The organism is Methanosarcina acetivorans C2A, from assembly GCF_000007345.1.
In the GTDB taxonomy this organism is placed as follows: Archaea; Halobacteriota; Methanosarcinia; order Methanosarcinales; family Methanosarcinaceae; genus Methanosarcina; species Methanosarcina acetivorans.
Map to the genome: position 1 here is coordinate 5,182,480 of NC_003552.1, position 21,982 is coordinate 5,204,461.

The window sequence follows — 21,982 nt, forward strand, 5'->3', positions numbered from 1 at the left end:
GTTTCGTCATTAATCGGCTTATTAATTGCTAATTGGTATTTATTATCAGCTGTTTCCGGTACCTTCATCCTTTGCTTCAGCCTGTTTTTTTCTCACAAGCACGGAAACATCCTCGTCCACAATGACAATCCTGGGTCCCTTAACCTCAAGGACTTCTACCTGCCGGTCAAGGAGGGCACAGTTTACAGCGATTGTGGATTCTTTATTGAAGACCTCGCAGCCAAACCTGTCAGCAATCCCTTCAACCGAGGGTTTGCCGTGGACCTCGGTAGCTGTGGTAAGCACGGGAACTGCACCCAATTCCGCAAGCTTTCGGGATATCTCATTTGCCCCGTGATGCCCTCCAAGGAGAGGGATTGCGAAATTCAGGTTAGAGTCCACTACGACCACTGCCGGGTCCGACCATTTATTATTGAGAAGGGGAGCAATATCCCTTACCACAATACCCGTAGCAAAGACTGCAACGATTGCCCCGTAGTTTTCAAAGGCTTTCCTGAAGATACCCTTTTCATAGAGCAGAAGGTCAGCTTCAAGATGCTCTGCTATCTTTGATGCAATTTCCCTGTTCCTTTCAAAGGTAATTACAGCGGTTCCTGGGCCACTCCGTATAGGTAGGACCTCCTGTAGTTTTTAGGGTCAACAACCCCACCGATAATTATCATTGCCGAGCGCGTGATCCCTGCATCTTTCACCTTGTCTGCGATATCTTCTACAGTCCCTGTGATAACTTCTTCATCTTCCCAGGATGCATGGAAGACAACTGCAACAGGAGTGTCTTTCGGGCAGCGGACTTTTTCCATGATTTCCCTGATCTTCTGGGTCCCAAGGAAAATTGCCATGGTGGTATTGTAAACGGAAAGCTCGGAGATAAGGTCTTTTTCCAGAGTTTTTCCTGCAGGACGTGTGATGATAAGGGTATCTGAAACCCCGTTAAGAGTAAGCTGGGTGCCAAGAGCTGCTGCGCTTGCGAAAACCGAGGAGACGCCGGCAACTCTTTCAACTTCGATATCGTATTTTTTCAACTCTTCCATCTGCTCGATAACAGACCCGTAAAGCGAAGGGTCTCCGCTGTGGAGGCGCACCACGAACTTTCCTGCATCCACGGCATCGGCAATTATTTTCGTGGTCTCGTCAAGGGTAAGCCCGTAGCTGTCGACCGTTTCTCCCTTCGTGTAATTAAGGACTTCGGGGTTTACAAGGGAGCCCGCATACATAACAAGGTCCGCTTTTTCAAGCAGCTCACGTCCGAGGACAGTAATCAGTTTGGGGTTTCCGGGACCTGCCCCCACAAAATATACTTTTCTTTCCATTTGACCATTCCCTTTGCTTATTTTTTACCGTAAATAATGCTGAAATAGTTCCCTTTTTCCGGGATATCTTCTTTCTTACTGATAATCAGTTCATTGTCCGAAAAAAGCCTCTCTGCGAAAATAAACTCTCTATACCCTTCAGTTTCGAGCTTCTCGATAATCTTTCTCGGTTGTGTGGCTTTAAGGTGGATCTTATACCCGATCTCGGAGCCGTCGCTTACCTCAAAGGAGCTCTCGACCGCCACATCAGTCCTTGCAGCAAAAGACGTGATGGAACTTATTCCCGGCACTGTTGAAGTCTCAACATCAGGGTAGTGTCTGTTCATAACCTTTTTCAGGTGAGTGAAAGTGGAGAAAAAGTTGGGATCACCTATAAGCCCGAAAGCCGCTGTCCCTTTTCTGGCCTCATCTGCAACACGGTCTGCATTTTCTTTCCAGAGGGTGTTCAGGACTTCGATGTCCCTTATCATGGGAAACTCAAGGATTTCGGCGTCCGTATATGGGGCTACAAGGTCTTTTGCCAGGCGTCCTGGGACGTATACCTTATCACTGTTTTTCAAAACATTCACTGCTTTCAGGGTCAGAAGTTCAGGGTCTCCTGGACCAAGTCCTACTCCTATTAACATATTATCGCTCCATAAATTTACAGGTAAATATTAAACGTGATTTGATTAATTTGATGGTGATTTAACCTGATAGCGATTAAAGGATAATATTCAGGCTTGTTTTTTTCCGACAACTATGTACACCGGATTTTCAGGTTTGAACATAGTTTCTCCTGCAATCGGGGCACTTCTCGAGACTGAAATGTGGACTACTTCGTCAAAAATTCCCAGCTTCTTCATAGCCTCGATTGTTCGGACAACCGTCTCGATACGGACTGCGTTTACCACAATACTGCGGGTTTTTTTTTCAACGAGTTTCTCAAGGATGGCGTCAATGTTCTTAGTACCGCCAACAAAAGCGCAATCAATTGAATCAATAGACCCTCCGGAGCCGAGAAGTTCCGAGGCTTCGCCGGCCAGGACCCTGGCATTTTCAATCCCGAAACTCTTGAAGTTCGCTTCCGTAGCAAGGAGAGCCTCTTTACGGGCATCTATTGCATAGATAGTCAGGTTACGGGCAATCCGAGCTGCTTCAATCGAGACCGAACCCGTACCGCAGCCTACATCTGCAAACCGATCCCCATCCTGCAGGCCGAGTTTGGAAAGGGACACTGCAATTATTTCCGGTTTAGTCGGACCGCCGCTAACACTTACTATTTCGGACATGTTCTACCTCGGGAAAAGTGAATATGCATTATTAAATATGTGACGATATAAGTTGGAAATTATATTAAATCTGGATGTACAGTTAGAGCTGGCAATATATGATATTTTTCAGGTTCAAGCCATATGCAGAAGCATATAGAGAAACATCAATAAATTAGATATTTCAGATTTACCCGATTATAAATATAACTTGCTGTAGATATACCTTATTACCGACACGAAGGGCAACAAAGGAAAGTAAACTTTAATGAAGCTCCCCGGAAATCGGAAAAAACAGGTCGAAAAGTTTGTACTGGTTTTGAGTTGCGCCTAAAAATACGAGCCTTTGAGACGCAAGCAAACACTAATTAAAAATTTTATATTTTTTAGTATTAAGTTGACACTCTCCAAAGAATATCAGGCAAAGGTTTTAAAAAAGTGAAGGCCCAAAAATTTCCTGCAATTCAGGGGAAAACATCAAAAACATTTTTATGACATGAATTTAAGATTACTTATAGCAGCTTGAAAGAAAGAGATTTTAACTATAACAGCATATGGGAGTTAAGTTCTTGGCACTCCCGATACAGTGCCTCTTTGAGAAAAATTTAAAACGCCTTTTAAGAAAAAAACGAGAGATATTCCCAAATAAATGTTTTTTAAACAGGAAACGGAACATCTCCGGTTTAATGGCTGATTTTTTTAATCTGCATACTTAACAGCATCTTTTTGACAGGAAACTACTCCAGCAGTGTAAGCCCGCCCTCTCGACGCAGGGCTCTGCCACCTAAATGAAAGGAGGATACCAGATGAAAATTTACGAATCATACGAAGACCTGCCCAAGCTAAAGCTGCCTTATGGAAACGAGATATTCATAAGTGACAGCACCATCCGTGATGGCTCCCAGATGCCAGGAATAGTCTTGAGCAGAGAACACAAAATTCAAATTTATGAATACCTGCACGAGATAGGAATTGAGAAACTTGAAGCCTTTGTATTCAATAAGAGAGACAGGGACGCCGTTGAACTTATGTTCGACCGGGGATACGAGTGTCCTGAAATCACTGGCTGGGCAAGGGCTTCAAGGGCTGACATAGACAAAATTCTGGAAGTAGACGGCCTTGAAGAGACCGGGATTTTGATGTCGGTCTCGGATACGCACATTTATTCGAAGATGAGGCTTTCAGGAAGGGAGGAAGCTGAAGAGAAATATCTTGATGCCCTTCAATATGCGGTGGACCATGGGCTTCGTACAAGAGCCCACCTGGAAGATATGACGAGGGCTGACAACTACGGCTTTGTTTTCCCCCTCGTAAAAAAGATTATGGAAATCGATCCTGACTGCATTATAAGAGTCTGCGACACCGTCGGGTACGGGATGCCGTTCATGAATATTGACGAACCGTACGGAATTCCTAAAATTGTCCAGTACCTCAAAAAAGATATAGGGGTCAAAAATATAGAAACCCACATCCATGACGATTACGGTTTCGGGGCAGCAAGTTCGATTGCGGGTTTCTGGCACGGAGCCAACTGGACAAGTGTAACCTTCCTGGGCATAGGAGAACGTGCAGGCAACAGCGAAATGGAAAAAATCCTGCTCTTCCTGGCGGACAGGGTTGAAGGTTTTGATAAATATAATTTGGAACCCGTCACTCGTTTTGCAAAGTTTATGGAAAAAGAACTCGGGCTCAGGGTCCCAAGAAACAAAGCTGTTGTCGGGAAAAACATCTTTGCCCACGAATCAGGAATCCATGCCGCAGGTGTCCTGAAAAATCCCTTCAACTATGAACCTTACCCTCCCGAACTTGTAGGAAGTACCAGGCTCCTCCTCATAGGCGATTCTTCGGGTCTTGAAGTGATACGTTACAAGATTCAGGAAACCTTAAATGACCTCCTTGATGTCGAAACCATAATCGAAAAAGATGATAGGAGACTGCTTAAGATCCAGAAAGAAATCCAGCAGCTCTATGATAAAGAAGAAAGGGTCTCCTGTATCTCGGATGAAGAGCTCCTTGCTTACGTTGAGAAATATTTCCTCTATCAACCAATCTGTGACCCTGCACATACGGGTAGAGGGAAATTTAAAGGCAAAGGAAAAATTCAGGAACCGGTAGAAGAGGTAGAAGAGACGGATTAAAAGTAAGGGCAAAAACCGTAAAGAACAAAAAAGAAAGCAAACGAAAACTCGCTTGCTTTCGGATTCCCACATTTCAGATGCTCGAAATCTTTATTTCAGGATTTCGGCGGTGTATTTTGCGATCTCGTCTGCCATCTGGCTGAGTTTTGCGTTGCCTCCAACGTCGTAGGTCACATACTTGCCTTCGGAGATTACGCGCTCTGTGGCTTTGAAGATAGCTTCGGACTTTTCCTTCTCACCCAGGTAGTCCAGCATCCAGGCTCCTGCAAGCACGGTTGCAACAGGGTTTACTTTATCCAGCCCGGCATACTTCGGGGCTGAGCCGTGAGCCGGCTCGAACATTGCAAAATTGTCCCCGAGATTTGCAGAGTAAATGAGCCCGATACTGCCAACAAGGGCTGAACACTCTTCACTGATTACATCCATGAAGAGGTTGGTGGAAAGGAGGACCTTTTTATTGAAGATCTGAGGGTTTTTGATAAGCTGCTGGGCGATGTTATCAATGTGATAGGGCCAGACCTCAATGTTAGGGTAGTCCTGTGCAACCTTTTCGACTTCTTCTAAGAAAGAGCCGCAGGTCAGTTTCAGGATATTGCTTTTATGGATGGGCACAACCGTGTCGTAACCTCTCCTTTTGGCTTCCTCAAAGGCATAGCGGGCAATCTTACCGGATGCAGTACGGGTAATTTTTCGGATTGCAATGGAAACATCGTCTGTGAGCTGGATTTCCTCACCAATGTAAAGTCCTTCAGTCCCCTCTCGCACACAGACCATCTCGACATCCCCGAGAGGTGCATTTGAGTTCGGGAAGGTCTTTATCGGCCTGACATTTGCATAGAGGTCGTACTTTCTCCTGATGGATACGGCCACACTTCTCGGGGAGCCTATCCCGCCGGGGGTTGTGGTCGGCCCCTTGAAACAGGCATCGGAGCTGTCAAGGATCTGCCAGGTCTCATCAGGGACAAGGGAATTGCCGCCATGCTCTTCCCACCAGCCGGCTCCTGCTTCACACATTACGAATTCAACATCAGTGCCAGCGGCGTTTGCAACTTTAAGCATTGCTTCCACAAGTTCGGGGCCAACCCCGTCACCTTTGATTACTGCTGCGGTTTTAGTCATGTTATCACCAGATCTATAAGGTTCGTGTTAAAAGAACCGTAGCGATTGAAAAGCTAAAAAAGGGGGAACTTTTCTAAGAACGTGGTAAGTATAATTGAATCTTGCCGCGTACTCAATGTAAGGCTCATATTTCAACTTTTGGGTAATTATACTATAGAATACACCCAGAAAATAGGTACGGGTTCACAGAATATAATCCTGTCCTCGTGCCCCGCAAAGATAGGTACGGTTTTCAAATTAAACTGTTAATATTTTCATTTGAAATTCGTGAAGGAATCCTATAATTTGAATATAAGTATTTGAATATAAGTAAAAGATAGTAAAATGCTTTCAGGAAATTTCCGGGGATAAACATGTCTGCAAAAATTCCGATTACCGACAACCACATGCATATAGACCCGAGAGCCAGAGGGCTTGAAGCCGTTAAAGACTTTCAGAAATCAGGCGGGACGCATATAATCCTGGTTACGAAACCCAGCTGGTCCCTTGGAATTGCGGTCAAAAAACCCGAGGATTATCTTGCGGTCTTTGACGAAACCGTGGAAATCGCGTCAAAAATCCGCGAAATTGGAGTAGGAGCTTTTCCGGTTCTCGGAGTTCACCCGGCAGAGATTTCAAAGCTTACGGAATACATGGAACTCCCGGAAGCGACCGAAACCATGAAAAAGGGCCTTGAGCTTGCTGCCGGATACGTTGAAAGAGGCCTTGCCGTGGGAATAAAATCGGGACGCCCGCACTATCCCGTATCCTCAGAGGTATGGGCAGCCTCAAATGAGATAATGGAACATGCCTTTTTTCTCGGGAAAGAACAGGACTGTGCAGTCCAGCTTCATACCGAAAGTGTGGAGGAGCCCGAACTGCAGGATATTGCAGAAAGGGCAAAAAAAACAGGAATAAAAATGTACAGGGTGGTCAAGCATTACTCGCCTCCTCTTGTGAAAACCTGTGAGGAACTCGGGATTTTTCCCGGCGTAATATCGGTCAAAGGAGCCATCGAGCAGGCGCTTGAAGAAGGAACCCGCTTCATGATGGAGACCGATTATATCGATGACCCCGATAGACCGGGCGCAGTCCTTGGCCCGAAGACCGTCCCGAAAAGGACCATGAAACTCATTGAAACGCATGGGGAAGAACCTTTTTGGGTTGTTCACAAGGAGAACCCTGAAAAAGTTTATGATATAGAGATCGAGCTATAACACAACGCCGAAGGAATAGGAGTTGAAAATAGGAGTTAGAAATAGGAGTTGGAAATAGGAGTTGGAAATAGGAGTTAGAAATAGGAGTTAGAAATAGGAGTTAGAAATAGGAGTTAGAAATAGGAGTTAGAAATAGGAGTTAGAAATAGGAGTTAGAAATAGGAGTTAGAAATAGGAGTTGGAAATTTTCGTCAGGAGTTAGAAATTTCCGTCAGAGCTGTTTCCGGAAGGAAAAAACCCTGCCGGAAACAGTTTTCGCTACTGGAACAAACTTCAATTTAAAGCTTTACAGTCAGACATTACAGTTTATTTGCGCTTTATTTTTACGATATCACCGAGAGTTGTGTCTTTCCTCATGTGAGAGACTTCCTGCCCTGCGTCATCCACGCGCTCTGTGAGTTTGATGTTAAGGGTGTGTTCCAGCTTCTTTCTAACGGAATCTTCGGGCACAATCTCGCTGCGCTCTATCTTTTTGATCAGAGATGCCTTTTCCTTGATTTTTTCAGCAAGATCCTCCTGAGACCAGCCTTTGGCCTCCCTCGCGTCCCGGATAATCTGATCGTAGTTGTCCAGAAGTTCATCTTTTAAAATATCGAAGAAATCCTTCCTTGGCCTCTTTTCAGTTCGCGGGACCGCACGAACTACCGGAGAGACTTTTCTTGACACGGGAGTACGTTTGTCAACGGGCTGACCATAAGGTGCACATTTCTGGCAGACCTGGAGTTCGCTGTTATCAATTTTGACGCATATGGGCTTTCCACGGATCTCTGCACCACATATTTCGCACTGCATGTTGATCACTTCGAAAACGCTATATACGGTATGAACTTAAATATTATTCGGAGCTCCATGACGGAAATTACCAAAAGTAAGGATGAAAGCATGCGCAGTCACCTTGTGAAGCCCGGATCTGTGTATGACGGAATCGAGCCTGGAGAGCTGGGGGAGTCAACTGAAAGCGTCCAGGACCGAGTGAGGCAACTCGAAAGCCGCAACAGTTTTCTGGAAGAGCAGTGCAGCCAGATAGAGTCCGAAAAACGCTATTTGGAGAACCAGAAGATCAAGTATGAGAGAGAAATACGAAAGCTTCAGTCGGAACTCGATCGCATGAAGACCTCTCCGCTGATCATTGGTACGGTTATTGATGTGATCAAGAATGATCGTATAATCGTCCGTAGCAGCAATGGCCCTCAGTTTCTGGTTAACGTCTCACAATATATTGACGAGAAAAAACTGCTGCCAGGGGCAAAGGTCGCCTTGAACCAGCATACACTTGCCATTGCAGAGGTTATTCCTTCAACAGAAGAGCCTTTTGTTGCTGCAATGGAAGTAATTGAAAGTATTGAAGTTGATTACGACCAGATCGGCGGTCTCGATGAGCAGATTCAGGAACTTCAGGAAGCAGTCGAACTTCCGCTAATCGAACCTGAGCGCTTTGCCAGGATAGGAATTGAGCCCCCCAAAGGAGTATTACTCTATGGGCTCCCGGGAACAGGTAAAACCCTGCTCGCAAAAGCCGTAGCCCACAGGACCAATGCGACATTTATCAGAGTTGTTGGTTCCGAACTTGTACAGAAATACATAGGGGACGGTTCCAAACTGGTAAGAGAAATCTTCGAGATGGCGAGGAAAAAAGCTCCCAGCATCATATTTATCGATGAACTGGATTCGATAGCTGCAAGGCGCTTAAACGAGACGACTGGCGCAGATAGGGAAGTTCAGAGAACTTTGATGCAGCTTCTTGCAGAAATGGATGGTTTTGACAAGAGGAAAAACATTCGGATCATTGCAGCCACAAACAGACCGGATGTCCTTGACCCTGCAATTCTCAGGCCGGGCCGTTTTGACAGGCTTGTCCATGTCCCGATGCCCGGAATAGAGGCCAGAGGAAAAATCCTCAAAATCCATTGTGGAAAGATGACTCTTGCGGGAGATATCGACTTTAAAAAGCTTGCAAAAGTTACCGAAGGGATGAGCGGGGCAGACCTGAAGGCAATTGCCACAGAAGCAGGCATGTTCGCGGTCAGAAAAGATAAGGCCCTTGTTGAAATGGAAGATTTCCTCGAAGCAGTAGAGAAGGTATCTATGGCTGCGGATACGCAGAAGATGATGCCTGGCAACCTTCCAGAGACAACAATGTTCGTGTAAAGAAATTCGGTAGTTTGCCCTTTTAAGGGCACTATTTTTACCGGAAAAAATTCCTGTTTCCCGTTGAGTTCTGTGGAAAAAGGTCTCATGGGAAACCGGTAAACTATTTTTGGAATTCCTGCATAAAGATACCTGTGGATTTAGATTTTCATATCAAACCCGAGATCCGAGTTCTGGGCATAGACGACTCTGCGCTTCTTAATGAGAAGGTAATGATAGTGGGAACTGTTTTCAGAGGGGGAGACTGGATGGACGGAGTCCTGCGCTCGGAGATCACCAGAGACGGGCTTGATGCCACCGAAGTGATAAGCACGATGATAAAGAATAGCAGGCACTACGCCCAGCTAAGGATTGTCATGCTTGATGGGGTCACTTACGGAGGCTTTAATGTGGTCGACATAGAGGAGCTTTACAGGGAGACAGGGCTTCCTGTTATTGTGGTCATGCGGGCTTACCCGGATTTCGAAAAGATCCGGGCTGCCCTCAGGCACTTCTCCGATGGAGAACTGCGCTGGGAGATAATAAAAAAAGCCGGCAAAATAGAAAAATTGGTCACGGAAAAAAACGGCACTCCGATATATATCCAGAAAGCCGGGATAGGGTTAAAAAGCGCAGAAAAGATAGTCCGTCTCACTTCGATAAGAAGTAATATTCCGGAGCCTCTCAGGGTTGCCCATCTAATTGCAACGGGCATTATCTTCGGTGAGTCAAGAGGAAGAGCATGACTGAAAACATAACCGATTTTTCCAGTACTCCAGGAGAAAATCAGGAAGTAGGCCCCGGCAGAAAGCCAGCAGAATCACGCACTAGAGCCCCCCGTCACACCGAAAATCCAGGGAACATACAGAGGCTCCGGACAGGATATGAGATCGAGAGAAAAAGAAGAAAAAAATCAGGAAAAAAGGGAAAGATAAAAATACAGGAACCCGCCTCAAAAAAATATAAAAAATAAAAAAATATACATTTGAGGCAAAGAAATTAAAGAAGATGGCGAAAAAAAATTAGAAATCGACCGGATAGCCCCCGAGAGCAAAGAATATAATACATCAGACAGGGGGAATAGAGTAACATTAATAAAATTATTAAACATATACAGCATAAATTCAAAAACTGGAAAAGAAAAACTATTAAATTGGTAACTGTATATGTGATGATTAAAATAATTTGTTCCTTGTTACAGTAATTATTTATAACGATCCGTTAAATGATCACCCCAGCAGGATGGAGGAAAACAGTAGTATGAGATCCATTGTGGAAGAAGCCCTTGCTCGATCTGCCCTGGAAGGACGTGCCGTGCAGGGAGAGTATTCAGACTCAGATTACTCTAATGAAAACTTAGAAGTGGATGCTGAACTTGAAGAAATACTCCGGAGCCTTAAAACAACCATCAAAGTGATAGGTTGCGGAGGCGGCGGTTCGAACAGCATCCAGCGTATGATGGGCGAAGGCATCCAGGGAGCAGACCTTGTTGCTCTGAACACTGATGCCCAGCACCTTCTTCATATACGCTCCGGCAAAAAAATTCTCATAGGGAAAAAGAAGACCCGGGGACTTGGAGCCGGTAGCCTCCCCCAGATAGGAGAAGATGCAGCAATTGAGAGTATCGATGAGATAAACAAGATCGTCCAGGGCTCGGATATGGTTTTTATCACCGCAGGCCTTGGAGGAGGAACCGGAACCGGATCTGCCCCTATCGTGGCTGAGGCAGCCAGGGATGCAGGAGCCCTTACGATTGCAGTCGTAACCCTCCCGTTCAGTGTGGAAGGGCACGTAAGGAGGACAAATGCCGAGGCTGGGCTCGAAAGGCTTAGAGATGTTGCCGACACGGTTATTGTTGTTCCCAATGACAAGCTGATCGAAGTTGTCCCGAGACTTCCGCTTCAGGCTGCCTTTAAAGTCTCGGACGAAGTCCTTATGAGAGCTGTAAAAGGCATAACCGAACTGATTACAAAACCCGGACTTGTCAACCTCGACTTTGCCGATATAAGAACTGTCATGCAAAACGGAGGCGTTGCTATGATAGGGCTTGGAGAATCCGATGGTGAGAACAAAGCTGTCGAATCCGTCCAGAAAGCTCTGCGCAGCCCGCTCCTTGACGTGGATATCTCGGGTGCGACATCTGCCCTTGTTAACGTAGTTGGAGGTCCTGACATGACCATTTCGGAAGCCGAATGTGTGGTGCAGGAAGTCTACAACCGCATAGACAGCAATGCCCGCCTGATCTGGGGAGCCCAGGTTGACCCTGACCTGGAACAGACCGTACGTACCATGATCGTGGTCACAGGCGTTACCTCTGCCCAGATTTACGGTCACGGAAGCGACAAGAACATTACATACAAATACGGAATTGACTTCGTAGAGTGATCAATCAGGAATGAACGGTAAGAATGGACAAAAACGTTCGGTTGGAGAAAAATACTGTTTTCCTCTGCTTACAGGAAAAAGAAGGAACGTAGGAATATAAATCCAATCGAAAACTATTTTTATGGTAAATGCAGTATGATGCCGATACAATTCGGCATCAAAAATGAAAAATTTTTACTGACACGATTAGGGTTTTTATGTGAGTGAGAATCCTGAATCTAAATTTCAGGATGTGTTAAAGGCCGTGCCAGTGATATCTTCATATAATAGGAATTAATAATATAATCCGCCCGTCCTTTCTGAGTAGTGAATCCGATATTATGCGGTCGAGAAGCAAATGTCGGAGATGCAACATACAAAGGAAGAGATACAGGCGAAATTCCAGATAAAAATAAAGATGTATATAAAAACCTGGATGTGAATTAATTGGTAGAATCCACATTTGAACCGAATATAACCACAAAAAGCGTTGGTCAGGCAATCCGGGCACACCTGAGGGTCCTGAAACTTACGAAAAAACCGTCCAGGGAAGAGTTCTTGACCATTGCCAAAGTTGCAGGTGCCGGCATCCTGGCTGTGGGAGCAATTGGATTTATTATTTACGTACTGCTGACAATGTTGCCCCAGTGGGTGTCCCAATGAGTGAGGATTCCCAGATATTCGTAATCAAAACCACGGCAAACCAGGAAAGGTCAGTTGCAATGGCCCTTGCCAGGATCGCAAAGAAGGAGAAACTGGACATAAGGGCAATCCTGGCTCCTGACGAGCTCAAAGGATATGTCCTTGTCGAGGCCCCCAAATCCGGAATCGTGGAGCTGGCAATCCAGACAATTCCACATGCAAGAGCCCTTGTGAAAGGGAGTTCTTCAATAGCTGAAATCGAACACTTCCTTAAGCCCAAGCCAATAGTGACCGGTATCAAGGAAGGAGCTATAATTGAGGTCACCTCTGGACCCTTTAAGGGAGAAAAAGCCAGGGTTAAAAGGGTTGACGAAGGGCATGAGGAAATTACTGTGGAACTCTTCGATGCTGTGGTTCCGATCCCCATTACGATTCGTGGCGATACCGTAAGGATACTCAAAAAAGAGAACGAATAAGCCAGAAATCAGAATGGGAAAATTCCAGCTTATTAATAACAAAAATCACCAGTACTCAGAGTGGATTGAAACAAATCTGCAAAATTCATACTTATTAAAACCGGTGAGACTCAGATGACAAGTATTGTTGAAGCACTTGTCCCCGGAGGCAAAGCGAATCCCGGACCACCATTAGGTCCGGCACTTGGTCCGCTCGGGGTCAACATAAAAGAAGTGGTCGAAAAGATCAACGAAAAAACAAGGGACTACAATGGAATGCAGGTCCCTGTGAAAGTAATTGTTGACGACAAGAAAAATGTCGAGATCGAAGTAGGCACCCCTCCGACCGCATCTCTGGTCATGAAAGAGCTGGGGATCCAGAAAGGGTCAGGAAATGCGGGAAGCGAGGTAGTTGGAAACCTTACAATCTCGCAGGTAGCAAAAGTCGCCCGTATGAAAAAGGAAGACGTGCTATCTTATGACCTCAAAGCTGCAATGAAAGAAGTAATGGGCTCCTGTGTCCCGATGGGCGTGAACGTAGAGGGAATGAAAGCTAAGGACTGCCAGAAGGCACTCGATGAAGGCAAATTTGACGATTTGCTTGCAGGCGAGGCATGGTAAAAGCCTTCCTCTCCCTTACTTTTCAATCCGTGATCTGTCAACACACCAATAGTTTTAAATTGGATACCACTAATAGCACAAGAGCCTTGAACAGTGTTCTACTAGAATAGCTCAAGTTATTGGTGGCTTACTGTTAGAAGTAACAGACCCGGAGGGGAGCCCCTACGACCACCGTAGTAAGCCGGAACGGCTGTCTGGACATCAAGTTCAAACACTACGGGGAGGAACAAGATGGTAGAAAAAACTATACTGGAAGCTGTCAAGAAAGTCGTTGAGGAGTCGCCAAAACGCAATTTCTCGGAAAGTGTGGATCTGGCGATTAACTTAAAGAACCTTGACATGAACCAACCGAAGAACAGAGTCGATGAAGAAGTAATTCTTCCGCACGGGCTCGGAAAAGAGCTGAAGATCGGCGTTTTTGCAAAAGGTGATGTTGGCCTGAAGGCAAAGGCTGCCGGTGCTGCGTATGTTATTTCTGACGTTGAGCTTGAAGAGCTGGCAGCTGACAAAAACAGAGCCAGAGTTCTTGCAAACGAATGTGACCTTTTTATCGCAGAAACTCAGTTCATGCCGATCATCGGTAAGAACCTTGGTATTGTGCTGGGACCCAGAGGTAAGATGCCTATCCCGCTCATGCCGAACAAGGATGTCGGTGAACTGATCCAGAGCAAGCAGAATGCAGTCAAGCTCAGGTCAAAAGACAGACTTACCTTCCACGTGGCTGTCGGTAGAAGGGATATGAATCCCGAAGACCTCGCAGAGAACATTGAGACCATTATGTCCAGGCTTGAGCGTGTCCTTGATAAGGGCAAGCACAACCTCAGAACGGTCTATGTCACGACAACCATGGGAAAATCAGAGAGGGTGGTGTAAATGGCAGAAGAAAGGCATCACACCGAGCATATCCCGCAGTGGAAAAAGGATGAAATCGAAAACATTAAGGAACTCATCCAGTCCCATAAGGTATTCGGGATGGTCGGGATCGAAGGCATCCTCGCAACCAAGATGCAGAAGATCCGCCGGGACCTTAAGGACGTTGCGGTGCTCAAAGTCTCCAGGAACACCCTCACAGAGCGGGCTTTAAACCAGCTTGGGGAAACTATTCCCGGGATGAAAGAATACCTTGACAAGCAGACCGCTCTGATATTTACTAATGAAAGTCCCTTCAAGCTTTACAAACTTCTCGAACAGACAAAAACACCTTCCCCGATCAGAGGAGGTGCAATAGCTCCTGCGGACATTACTGTCCAGAAGGGGCCCACCAGTTTCCCACCCGGTCCGATTCTGGGTGAACTCCAGAGCGCAGGCATTCCCGCTTCTATCGATGCCGGAAAAGTCGCAGTTAAGGAAACAAAGGTTGTCTGTAAAGCAGGTGAGGTAGTCCCGCAAAAGCTCGCCACAATGCTTTCAAAGCTGGAAATTTACCCGCTCATAGTAGGGCTTGACCTTAGAGCCGCCTATGATGACGGAACGATTTATGAGCCGGAACTCCTTGCAGTTGATGAAAGCAAGTACTTCTCTGACATTATCAGGGCAGCTCAGAATGCTTTCAATCTCTCGGTCAACACCGCATTCCCGACAAGTGCAACAATCAGCACCTTGCTGGCAAAAGCCAGTTCAGAAGCAAAGAACCTTGGTGTCAATGCTGTTATCCTTGAGCCGGGAGTTATGGATACCCTGCTGGCAAAAGCACATGTCCAGATGACATCCGTTGCATCCGAAGCCGCAGACAAAGACGCAAATGCCGTGGATGACGACCTGAGGGAAGTTCTCGGAGCAGCCGCAAGTGCAGCCGCAGCAGCAGCCGCAGCAGCTCCAGCAGAAGAAGAAGTAAAGAAGGAAGAAGAACCTGAAGAGGAAGAAGAGGACCATGCCGAAGAAGACGGGATGGCCGGCCTCGGTGCCCTTTTCGGATAAACAGATTTACAATTTACGCTAATACAAAGTTAGGTGATTAACGATGGAATACATATATGCAGCTCTCTTATTGCACAACGCTGGTAAAGCAATTACCGAAGAAGCAATCACTGCCGTTCTTCAGGCAGCCGGTATCGAAGTGAACGAAGCCAGGGCAAAAGCCCTTGTCGCAGCCCTTGAAGGCGTGGACATCGAAGACGCAATCGCAAAGGCAGCATTCGCAGCTCCTGCCGCAGCCGCCGCACCCGCAGCCGCCGCACCCGCAGAAGCAGAAGCTCCTGCTGAGGAAGAAGAAGAGGAAGAAGAAGACACCTCCGAAGAAGACGGAATGGCCGGTCTCGGCGCCCTCTTCGGATAATTGCAATACCAACAGCTCGCCTCACGGCGGGCAACTTTTTTTTTGGATTTTGGAACTTTGCAATAATTTTATTACATAGAAATTGTTTCTAAACCTATTCTGGCTTTCTCAACCCTTTCAGATCTTCAAAAACCCTATCAGATCTAAATACCCTATCAGATCTTCAAACAATCTTACGGTTCAACCTGGTTTGTGGAGCAAACGGCTTTTCTTTGTAAAAATCCTCCAGCCTTTGAAGATAAACGCATAGGACAAATTGACTCTTATGGGATCATCAGAAGCCCTCGAAAAGAGGCTTCTCGAACTTGACATGGGACTTCATTAAATCCTGAGCACGCTTCGAAAAAAAATGGAAAAATTAAGAAATTGAGGCGTGAACTGGCTCAGCACCTTAGTTTCGGCGGCTTATGCACTCTTCGGATCTTCAGACTTCGTCGGAGTTATTCCTTACTTACAGTACAAAGATACAAAGTTGGAAAGTACTGAGTAGTTACAAGCTCCTCAGCAAGCGAAAGCCAATGAAATGGACGTGAGTGTCGGGGACGAAACGGAAACGGTATGCTGACCGACAGACCATGGGGGAGGCGTTCCAGCTGCCGTTCCGGATAACGCGGTAGGAGCTATTACCCTCTTCCCAGGCACTACCATCAGAAGGAGCACCATCATAATTATCATGCCATTTGTCCTGACACCATTCCAACACATTCCCAGACATACCATAAAGGCCCCAGGAATTGGGCTTCTTCTGACCAACCGGATGAGTCTTTCTATCAGAGTTATTCCAATACCAAGCATAATCACCGAGTTTCGATTCGTCATCCCCGAAGAAATATCTGGTTGTGGTGCCCGCTCTGCAGGCATATTCCCATTCAGCTTCAGAAGGTAAACGATATTTATCTGTTCCCTCCATTTCATTGAGCTTATTGATGAACTCCTGAACATCGTACCAGGAGACATTTTCCACGGGCAGATCATCACCCTTGAAGTGTGAAGGGTTATTTCCCATTACAGATTTCCACTGCTCCTGAGTTACTTCATACTTACCAAGGTAATATGAATTTTCTATAGTAACCTTATGAATAGGTTTTTCACTATTAGATATACCCCTTTCATCTGAAGGTGAGCCCATCATGAATTCCCCAGAAGAGATCTTAACAAATTCCATGCCTATCGAATTTGGATAGTCCGACTCGTCTGCTGATTTTTCGAGTTCGGCACAACCCTGCACTCCACAAAAGAGGAGAATAACTAGTACAGCAATGAATGCTCTTTTACTTATTCTTTCAAACATACATAACACCATTGAAAAATTCAGGTTTCAGCCCGGGTTAGCAATCTCAATACCAGGCCCCGGTGGTATCTCATGCTTCGGTCAATGAGTTTGATCCTCTGAATTACATATCTGGTCTCAAGCCTGATCACAATTAAAGAGTCCAGAATTTATATATCTCAACTGAAATTACAATTTTGTTTCCTGAGGAAGATAAAAGTTATTCTTGTTTGTTAATATAAAGGGATATTCATTTTTAATTAGAAATGTATTTTTAAACAAACTCAAGCACAACAGAAAATAATCTGAAGATGCTGGTTCCTCAAAAATTCAAAAAAGGAAGATTGTTGAGGCTAGGATATTTTCAGTTGATGAACGAATTAAAATAATGAATGAAATATATGTAATTGCAAAAAATAACGAAAAAGAGAGTACAGATGCTGGCATACCACCTTACTGCAACCGGATCGGTGGCAGGCATCATTACAGTCTACGTATTCTGATACTGCTCTTCTCCTGACTCCTGCCAAATATTGTTCTTTTTTCTTTTGGATTTTTTGTTTCTTCTGCGACGTTCAAATTTGATGTGGAAGTACCATAAGAATTTTAAACTGAAGCAGAATTTGATTACTTAGTATTTTGTAAAAGGATAACTCAGGCAGGAGATAATTTAGTTTAAGAGTATCCGAAAAGTCAATAATGGCAGTTGTAGAAGTTATGATAAATTATAGTTCCGAATTTATAGTTCCCGCAGATTCCAGACTCTTCTTCAAAAACATGTCTACCTATTTATAGAAGAAACTAGAGAGTATGGAGTGGTCAATATGACAAAACAAAAATTTGTCGTACTAATCGAAAAAGACGAAGATAGGATCTAGTACATCGATTCCATATATCCTCAATAAACCATGAATAAAAACAAGTGAACACAAATATTTTCAATTCGTGTTTATTCTTGTCCGCTTGTGGTTTTCTCATAGAAAAAACATTGACCAGTGCTGATTTCAAAGTCCAATTCTTCCCATAATTTGGAATCGATGTACTAGATAGGAACTGTTCCCGAACTGAAAGGGTGCTACAGCTATGGAGATACACTCGGCGAGTTAAGGGAGAATATCCGGGAAGCCATATTAGCCCATCTGGAACTCTTAAAATCAAAAAACGAGTCTTTGCCGCCCATTAAATTACAGGGAATTCAGAAAATTGAAATCGAGGCTTAATTTCCATTTTTATTTTAATTTCCTTTTTAGAAAAACAAAATGAGATTGTCATGACCCGATTTGACCCCGTCTTTGCTTCAAAAGCCCTCTGGCAGATAAGAATCAAGAAGCGTCCGTTTGTCCTTTCTCACGGCGTAAATGCTAACTGCAATATGCGCTGCAAGTTCTGCGAATACTGGAAAGAGACCGGAAAAGAACCCTCAAGAGACGAGGTCTTCAGGCTGCTCGATGATGCAAAAAAATTCGGGATCGGCGTTTATAACGCCTGGACGACCGAACCCCTTCTCAGAAAAGACCTCCCCCTTATAATGGCTCACGCAAAGAAGCTCGGGCTGGTCACCTCCATGGTCACGAACGGAAAGCTGCTTTACGAGAGAGTGGAAGAGCTTGAGGACGTGGACTTCCTGTCGGTTTCCGTGGACGGGGTTGAAAGCTACAAAGAAATCCGGCGGATGGATTTCGAAACCCTGCTGAAAGGCCTGAAAAAAGCTATTGAAGTCAGAAAACTCCAGAAACAGAAAAACCCTATCCTGATGAACTGCGTCCTCACCGGAAAAAATCTTGACGACATTGAAACCCTTATTCTGCTTGCAAAAAAACTGGGCGTAAAAATTTCATTCGAACCAGTCCACGAGTTTCCGGGCATCGACGAGGAAATCTGGAGCGAGATCGGAATCCGCGACAAAGAAAAATTCCGCAGGGTCGTTGACAGGATAATCGAGCTTAAAAAAGAAGGCTACCCCATAATCAACTCAAAGACCTACCTCAGCATGGTAAGGGATGGAAACATGGACTACAAATGCCGGGCAAGTAGCGTAATCATCAACTTAACTCACGACGGCACAGCCGAGACCTGCCGGGTGCAGCATGAGCCGCTCGGAAACGTAATGAAGGACGGGTTTGAGAAGGTGTGGAATAATTCTGCAGAGCGCAGGAAGGAAATTGTAGAGAACTGTGAAGGCTGCCTCTTTTTTGGGTATACGGAGAATAGTTTGATGCAGGGGTTTAACCCGGAAGTTTTGATGCATTACGAGTGGATGTAACGCCCGAATTGCGATTCGGGAGCCCACCGTCCTTTTCGGTTGCTACGCTTCCTCAAGATGACTTAAAACCGGTGTGGGGAGAAGTTTAGGGAGCGAAAAAAAGGGCAACTGGAATACCGTATCAAACGTGTCTTGTCACGTTTGCTTGCAAACGGCTTTCTCGTAACGAAGACTGAAAATAAGATTTCGTCCTGCGGATACCGGCACAGGACTTACGGTCCGGTCGCCATCAATGCACGGGCGTAGCATCCGTAAACACTGCGGCTTCTGGCATGGCGGCGAGCTCAGAAGGCGGAAAAGGACTTAGCGAGAGTAAGCAGTATCATAGTGTGAAAAACTTACAAGGGTCACGGACTTTTTGTTTTCATCTACATTAAAGATCAGGACGAAACTTTTCAGGATATGCACCCTGCGCATTCCATGAAGTTCATTTCTCAAAGGTTTATAATGAAAAGGGCTTTCACATATCTCTTGAATTTTTTTGCTCAAAGACTCTTTTAAGAGTGTATTATTCTTACACGCCTTATCGATCTCTTTTTTACATGATGGAAGTATAAAAAGATCATATGGCATCCGAACCACTCTAAATTTTCATTCGAAAATGTCAGAAACGTCCCTGACTTTCAGGGGAGTTTCCTTTTTCAAATCCTCCAACCTTTGAACATAATCTTCCCTCAAAGGTAATTCGTCCGCAGGGTGCCAGTCCGTTTTATCGCAGAATTCCGCATCTTCATCAGAAAGTTCCCCGGATCGTAAATACTTCTCAAAGATCTCCCTTTTCCGGATGGAGTTTCTTGCGACCTCAGACCATTTCACCCAGGAAAAATGCTCCATCCTCATGTAAAGTTCATCCGGAACAGGTAATGTGATCGTTGCCATCATAACTCCCCACTTTTTTCAAGAACTTCAAACTTCTCAAGACACTGAAGTTTCTCTTCAATTCCCTTGCGGGCTACTTCTGCCCAGTTAATGTCAGGCATAGAATCAAGCTCCTTTTTCAGCTCATCGGGAACAGAAATTGTGAACCTTTTCATAAAATCCTCCATTTGCATAGAATTATGCAATTGCATATATTTAAACCTGCCAATGCTTTTTGACAGAAGAAATGTTCCGATCGAGTTCTCATAAAGAATTGAATAAGTCGCCGGGATAAAGCGGGTTCCATAATTTTTTTTATATTTGCCCGGCTTTCACCCGGGCAACCAGTGTACAGACTCTCAGGTCCCCGAGTTGCACTTCACGAGTTGAGCTTCCCGATTTACACCTCGGGAGTACGTGGGCCTTTTCGATCGCTATGCTCCCTTAAGAGGACTTAAAAACCGGCATGAGTATAGATATTGCAAATTTTTCTGAACGTTTTCTGAACGGTTGGGAGTAAGATAATTTTTACATTGTTTTCCAGATCAGCATTTCTAATGCAAGACTCCAGCAATGGCTCAGCACCTCGGGTTCGGCGGCTTCGCATGCTTCGAACCTTCGGGCTTCACCGGGCTTTTTACTTTCGACGTAAAGTGGTAAAGTAGTAAGTGGTTACAGATCCCTCAGAACACGGAAACCGAGGTAGTAGATGCGGCGGTCGGGGTCGTCTACAAATACATAGACCCTTGAGTTTCCAGCATACGACTCAACTGTTTTGTAGAAATCAGAATGAAAATGCTCTATGAAAGATATGTGCTCCCCATAATTTGAATTTTGTACAAACATGCTGAAATCAAAAGGGTTTCCCAGCAGTTTAAAAAAGTCCTTTCCAAAAGAGAATAAATAATGCACAAAACCCACGGAAGCAGTCAAAACAACCAGTATATTGCTAATCACCCTGACTGAATTATCATCTGTAGAATAGGAGAATAGCCACTCAATTAAACGTGGGCTGTAATGGAGAACTGCAGCCCAGAATAAAACAATTCCCACAATATAAATAACGCGAAGAAAAAGGTGGAAAAGAATGGAACTACCGCTTTTCCATTTGAATTTTCAAGCCTTCGCCAAACTAATTTTATCTTTGCCCACTGCCGCCATCCCAGGAAAGCTGTTCTGACAACTGCTCCATGAAATTAAGGGCAAAAGCAGCCCATAACTCATCTTCTTTCTCATATTTCCAGCAGTTGAACCGTACTGCAAAATACTTTCTTCTTTTCATTTTTGAAGGAATATATATAAGAATTGATCTTATTTTATTTTCGAAGGAATATGGATCAAAAATCTCATGTTGATTACTTGACTTGCCCCCATTATTTTGTGAGAATATTTCCTCAATGGAAGAAAAAGGGTTTTTAGTTTAGAAGTAAGGGATTTTAATCCAGGAAGCTCTGCTTTTTTCTGATTCAAAAATAGATACTTCAAAAATTCTCTAATAGATATATCGCATATATTTCCCTTTTCGATTTTCTCTTCCAGTTGTTTCATGAAAAAAGATTTCCCGCACCCCCACTGCCCCTCAATAGAAAGAGTAATCGGAGCTAAAGTCTCCTCGGCGGTAAGAAATTCTGCGATAGCCTCGAAGTAAGGTTTGAATCCGAGCGAGTCCTTTCCTGTTGCAGTGTCACTACACATATAGCAAGAAGTTAAATTCGACTTATCGTCTACCAAAGGAATTTAGCTCCATCTTTAGTTCAATTTCATGAAAATGTTGAGAAGAAATTTAATGGAAGACAAGTTTTTCAAGCACCGAACATGAAAAATTTCAATATAAGTTAATCGTTTACTGGAAAGCGGTATAAATATTTATTGAAATTTAGAGACCATTAAAAAGTATAATCAATTTTTTAGAAACTACGCAAATATGACCTTAAAATCTCCACGAAAACGAATTTAGAAAATTAGTTCCAGGGAAGAACAGGAAGAACGTAAGCAACTGAATAGAAAATCTTATATAAAAATCGATAAATAATAGAATGATAATCAATTATATGGGGTTTAACTGCATCGATTGGGAAAAGTGCGGTTCCGGGA

27 protein-coding genes are annotated in these 21,982 nt (G+C 44.6%); 14 read left to right on the top strand and 13 right to left on the bottom strand.

Annotated elements, in window-relative coordinates:
* Nucleotides 1-45 precede the first annotated feature (45 nt).
* The 4 genes from MA_RS22245 to cbiT form a co-directional block, all read right to left on the bottom strand.
* Complete coding sequence (locus MA_RS22245) at nucleotides 46-558, bottom strand: cobalamin biosynthesis protein CbiG (RefSeq protein ID WP_342636681.1); 513 nt, start codon at nucleotides 556-558, stop codon at nucleotides 46-48.
* 23 nt (nucleotides 559-581) lie between these two features.
* Nucleotides 582-1,310 (bottom strand): cobalt-precorrin-4/precorrin-4 C(11)-methyltransferase, encoded by a 729-nt coding sequence (locus MA_RS22250; RefSeq protein WP_011024142.1) that lies wholly within the window; start codon nucleotides 1,308-1,310, stop codon nucleotides 582-584.
* 17 nt (nucleotides 1,311-1,327) lie between these two features.
* A complete protein-coding gene (locus MA_RS22255) occupies nucleotides 1,328-1,936 on the bottom strand; it encodes a cobalt-factor II C(20)-methyltransferase (protein ID WP_011024143.1) in 609 nt (202 codons plus the stop codon).
* A 90-nt stretch (nucleotides 1,937-2,026) separates the two neighbouring features.
* Nucleotides 2,027-2,581 (bottom strand): precorrin-6Y C5,15-methyltransferase (decarboxylating) subunit CbiT, encoded by a 555-nt coding sequence (cbiT, locus tag MA_RS22260; protein WP_011024144.1) that lies wholly within the window; start codon nucleotides 2,579-2,581, stop codon nucleotides 2,027-2,029.
* A 785-nt stretch (nucleotides 2,582-3,366) separates the two neighbouring features.
* On the opposite strand from cbiT, the gene MA_RS22265 reads away from it, so the two are divergent.
* Nucleotides 3,367-4,698, top strand: a complete 1,332-nt coding sequence (locus MA_RS22265) for a homocitrate synthase/isopropylmalate synthase family protein (RefSeq protein WP_011024145.1) — start codon at nucleotides 3,367-3,369, stop codon at nucleotides 4,696-4,698.
* A 90-nt stretch (nucleotides 4,699-4,788) separates the two neighbouring features.
* On the opposite strand, the gene MA_RS22270 is transcribed toward MA_RS22265, so the two are convergent.
* On the bottom strand, nucleotides 4,789-5,817 hold the full coding sequence (locus MA_RS22270; protein WP_011024146.1) for an isocitrate/isopropylmalate dehydrogenase family protein: 1,029 nt from the start codon (nucleotides 5,815-5,817) through the stop codon (nucleotides 4,789-4,791).
* 353 nt (nucleotides 5,818-6,170) lie between these two features.
* On the opposite strand from MA_RS22270, the gene MA_RS22275 reads away from it, so the two are divergent.
* Nucleotides 6,171-7,013: a TatD family hydrolase gene (locus tag MA_RS22275; protein ID WP_011024147.1), complete on the top strand. Its 843-nt coding sequence runs from the start codon at nucleotides 6,171-6,173 to the stop codon at nucleotides 7,011-7,013.
* A gap of 306 nt (nucleotides 7,014-7,319) precedes the next feature.
* Here MA_RS22275 and MA_RS22280 read toward each other — a convergent pair whose 3' ends face one another.
* Nucleotides 7,320-7,805: a multiprotein bridging factor aMBF1 gene (locus MA_RS22280; RefSeq protein WP_048065943.1), complete on the bottom strand. Its 486-nt coding sequence runs from the start codon at nucleotides 7,803-7,805 to the stop codon at nucleotides 7,320-7,322.
* A gap of 30 nt (nucleotides 7,806-7,835) precedes the next feature.
* On the opposite strand from MA_RS22280, the gene MA_RS22285 reads away from it, so the two are divergent.
* The 10 genes from MA_RS22285 (at nucleotide 7,836) to rpl12p (ending at nucleotide 15,497) form a co-directional block, all read left to right on the top strand.
* Nucleotides 7,836-9,161, top strand: coding sequence for a proteasome-activating nucleotidase (locus MA_RS22285; protein ID WP_011024149.1), 1,326 nt, complete (start codon nucleotides 7,836-7,838; stop codon nucleotides 9,159-9,161).
* 134 nt (nucleotides 9,162-9,295) lie between these two features.
* A complete protein-coding gene (locus tag MA_RS22290; protein ID WP_011024150.1) occupies nucleotides 9,296-9,886 on the top strand; it encodes a DUF99 family protein in 591 nt (196 codons plus the stop codon).
* Nucleotides 9,883-10,113, top strand: coding sequence for a hypothetical protein (locus tag MA_RS22295; RefSeq protein ID WP_011024151.1), 231 nt, complete (start codon nucleotides 9,883-9,885; stop codon nucleotides 10,111-10,113). The genes MA_RS22290 and MA_RS22295 overlap by 4 nt, the downstream gene beginning before the upstream one ends.
* Nucleotides 10,114-10,400: 287 nt before the next feature.
* A complete protein-coding gene (ftsZ, locus tag MA_RS22300) occupies nucleotides 10,401-11,525 on the top strand; it encodes a cell division protein FtsZ (protein WP_011024152.1) in 1,125 nt (374 codons plus the stop codon).
* 426 nt (nucleotides 11,526-11,951) lie between these two features.
* Entirely contained in the window at nucleotides 11,952-12,167 is a 216-nt protein-coding gene (locus MA_RS22305; protein ID WP_011024153.1) for a protein translocase SEC61 complex subunit gamma, read from the top strand.
* On the top strand, nucleotides 12,164-12,622 hold the full coding sequence (locus tag MA_RS22310) for a transcription elongation factor Spt5 (RefSeq protein ID WP_048065945.1): 459 nt from the start codon (nucleotides 12,164-12,166) through the stop codon (nucleotides 12,620-12,622). The genes MA_RS22305 and MA_RS22310 overlap by 4 nt, the downstream gene beginning before the upstream one ends.
* Before the next feature lie 114 nt (nucleotides 12,623-12,736).
* On the top strand, nucleotides 12,737-13,222 hold the full coding sequence (locus tag MA_RS22315) for a 50S ribosomal protein L11 (protein WP_011024155.1): 486 nt from the start codon (nucleotides 12,737-12,739) through the stop codon (nucleotides 13,220-13,222).
* Between the two features lie 231 nt (nucleotides 13,223-13,453).
* Nucleotides 13,454-14,095, top strand: coding sequence for a 50S ribosomal protein L1 (locus MA_RS22320; protein WP_011024156.1), 642 nt, complete (start codon nucleotides 13,454-13,456; stop codon nucleotides 14,093-14,095).
* Nucleotides 14,096-15,139 (top strand): 50S ribosomal protein L10, encoded by a 1,044-nt coding sequence (locus MA_RS22325; RefSeq protein ID WP_011024157.1) that lies wholly within the window; start codon nucleotides 14,096-14,098, stop codon nucleotides 15,137-15,139.
* Nucleotides 15,140-15,182: 43 nt separating this feature from the next.
* Complete coding sequence (gene rpl12p, locus MA_RS22330) at nucleotides 15,183-15,497, top strand: 50S ribosomal protein P1 (protein ID WP_011024158.1); 315 nt, start codon at nucleotides 15,183-15,185, stop codon at nucleotides 15,495-15,497.
* A gap of 490 nt (nucleotides 15,498-15,987) precedes the next feature.
* Here rpl12p and MA_RS22335 read toward each other — a convergent pair whose 3' ends face one another.
* Nucleotides 15,988-16,788 (bottom strand): formylglycine-generating enzyme family protein, encoded by an 801-nt coding sequence (locus MA_RS22335; RefSeq protein WP_226990687.1) that lies wholly within the window; start codon nucleotides 16,786-16,788, stop codon nucleotides 15,988-15,990.
* 1,043 nt (nucleotides 16,789-17,831) lie between these two features.
* Between MA_RS22335 and MA_RS29870 the strand changes: the two genes are divergently transcribed.
* Both MA_RS29870 and MA_RS22340 read left to right on the top strand, forming a co-directional pair.
* A complete protein-coding gene (locus MA_RS29870) occupies nucleotides 17,832-17,987 on the top strand; it encodes a type II toxin-antitoxin system HicB family antitoxin (RefSeq protein WP_226990911.1) in 156 nt (51 codons plus the stop codon).
* Nucleotides 17,988-18,037: 50 nt separating this feature from the next.
* A complete protein-coding gene (locus tag MA_RS22340) occupies nucleotides 18,038-19,030 on the top strand; it encodes a radical SAM protein (RefSeq protein ID WP_011024160.1) in 993 nt (330 codons plus the stop codon).
* A 303-nt stretch (nucleotides 19,031-19,333) separates the two neighbouring features.
* Here MA_RS22340 and MA_RS26105 read toward each other — a convergent pair whose 3' ends face one another.
* The 6 genes from MA_RS26105 to MA_RS29585 all read right to left on the bottom strand — a co-directional run bounded on the left by MA_RS26105 (nucleotide 19,334) and on the right by MA_RS29585 (nucleotide 21,583).
* On the bottom strand, nucleotides 19,334-19,603 hold the full coding sequence (locus MA_RS26105; protein ID WP_157860386.1) for a type II toxin-antitoxin system RelE family toxin: 270 nt from the start codon (nucleotides 19,601-19,603) through the stop codon (nucleotides 19,334-19,336).
* 18 nt (nucleotides 19,604-19,621) lie between these two features.
* Nucleotides 19,622-19,909 carry a hypothetical protein gene (locus MA_RS22345; RefSeq protein WP_048065946.1) on the bottom strand — a complete coding sequence of 96 codons (288 nt, stop codon included), beginning with the start codon at nucleotides 19,907-19,909 and terminating at the stop codon, nucleotides 19,622-19,624.
* Entirely contained in the window at nucleotides 19,909-20,064 is a 156-nt protein-coding gene (locus MA_RS28110) for a hypothetical protein (RefSeq protein ID WP_162829686.1), read from the bottom strand. Before MA_RS28110 ends, MA_RS22345 begins: the two co-directional genes overlap by 1 nt.
* A 496-nt stretch (nucleotides 20,065-20,560) precedes the next feature.
* Nucleotides 20,561-20,734 carry a hypothetical protein gene (locus tag MA_RS22350; protein WP_157860387.1) on the bottom strand — a complete coding sequence of 58 codons (174 nt, stop codon included), beginning with the start codon at nucleotides 20,732-20,734 and terminating at the stop codon, nucleotides 20,561-20,563.
* Between the two features lie 292 nt (nucleotides 20,735-21,026).
* Nucleotides 21,027-21,170, bottom strand: a complete 144-nt coding sequence (locus MA_RS27695) for a hypothetical protein (RefSeq protein ID WP_157860388.1) — start codon at nucleotides 21,168-21,170, stop codon at nucleotides 21,027-21,029.
* A gap of 29 nt (nucleotides 21,171-21,199) precedes the next feature.
* Entirely contained in the window at nucleotides 21,200-21,583 is a 384-nt protein-coding gene (locus MA_RS29585; protein ID WP_083756004.1) for a P-loop NTPase fold protein, read from the bottom strand.
* Nucleotides 21,584-21,982: the final 399 nt, after the last annotated feature.

Bases quoted from the DNA above. Each gene is read 5' to 3' on its own strand.
- MA_RS22325 (WP_011024157.1), top strand. From the start codon at position 14,096: ATGGCAGAAGAAAGGCATCACACCGAGCATATCCCGCAGTGGAAAAAG.
- MA_RS22320 (WP_011024156.1), top strand. From the start codon at position 13,454: ATGGTAGAAAAAACTATACTGGAAGCTGTCAAGAAAGTCGTTGAGGAG.
- MA_RS28110 (WP_162829686.1), bottom strand. From the start codon at position 20,064: ATGAAAAGGTTCACAATTTCTGTTCCCGATGAGCTGAAAAAGGAGCTT.
- MA_RS22265 (WP_011024145.1), top strand. From the start codon at position 3,367: ATGAAAATTTACGAATCATACGAAGACCTGCCCAAGCTAAAGCTGCCT.
- MA_RS22270 (WP_011024146.1), bottom strand. From the start codon at position 5,817: ATGACTAAAACCGCAGCAGTAATCAAAGGTGACGGGGTTGGCCCCGAA.
- MA_RS29585 (WP_083756004.1), bottom strand. From the start codon at position 21,583: ATGTGTAGTGACACTGCAACAGGAAAGGACTCGCTCGGATTCAAACCT.
- MA_RS22345 (WP_048065946.1), bottom strand. From the start codon at position 19,909: ATGGCAACGATCACATTACCTGTTCCGGATGAACTTTACATGAGGATG.
- MA_RS22250 (WP_011024142.1), bottom strand. From the start codon at position 1,310: ATGGAAAGAAAAGTATATTTTGTGGGGGCAGGTCCCGGAAACCCCAAA.
- MA_RS26105 (WP_157860386.1), bottom strand. From the start codon at position 19,603: ATGCCATATGATCTTTTTATACTTCCATCATGTAAAAAAGAGATCGAT.
- ftsZ (WP_011024152.1), top strand. From the start codon at position 10,401: ATGAGATCCATTGTGGAAGAAGCCCTTGCTCGATCTGCCCTGGAAGGA.
- MA_RS22310 (WP_048065945.1), top strand. From the start codon at position 12,164: ATGAGTGAGGATTCCCAGATATTCGTAATCAAAACCACGGCAAACCAG.
- MA_RS22350 (WP_157860387.1), bottom strand. From the start codon at position 20,734: ATGTTTGTACAAAATTCAAATTATGGGGAGCACATATCTTTCATAGAG.
- MA_RS27695 (WP_157860388.1), bottom strand. From the start codon at position 21,170: ATGAAAAGAAGAAAGTATTTTGCAGTACGGTTCAACTGCTGGAAATAT.
- MA_RS22255 (WP_011024143.1), bottom strand. From the start codon at position 1,936: ATGTTAATAGGAGTAGGACTTGGTCCAGGAGACCCTGAACTTCTGACC.
- MA_RS22295 (WP_011024151.1), top strand. From the start codon at position 9,883: ATGACTGAAAACATAACCGATTTTTCCAGTACTCCAGGAGAAAATCAG.
- MA_RS22275 (WP_011024147.1), top strand. From the start codon at position 6,171: ATGTCTGCAAAAATTCCGATTACCGACAACCACATGCATATAGACCCG.
- MA_RS22315 (WP_011024155.1), top strand. From the start codon at position 12,737: ATGACAAGTATTGTTGAAGCACTTGTCCCCGGAGGCAAAGCGAATCCC.
- rpl12p (WP_011024158.1), top strand. From the start codon at position 15,183: ATGGAATACATATATGCAGCTCTCTTATTGCACAACGCTGGTAAAGCA.
- MA_RS22335 (WP_226990687.1), bottom strand. From the start codon at position 16,788: ATGTTTGAAAGAATAAGTAAAAGAGCATTCATTGCTGTACTAGTTATT.
- MA_RS22280 (WP_048065943.1), bottom strand. From the start codon at position 7,805: ATGCAGTGCGAAATATGTGGTGCAGAGATCCGTGGAAAGCCCATATGC.
- MA_RS22285 (WP_011024149.1), top strand. From the start codon at position 7,836: ATGAACTTAAATATTATTCGGAGCTCCATGACGGAAATTACCAAAAGT.
- MA_RS22340 (WP_011024160.1), top strand. From the start codon at position 18,038: ATGACCCGATTTGACCCCGTCTTTGCTTCAAAAGCCCTCTGGCAGATA.
- cbiT (WP_011024144.1), bottom strand. From the start codon at position 2,581: ATGTCCGAAATAGTAAGTGTTAGCGGCGGTCCGACTAAACCGGAAATA.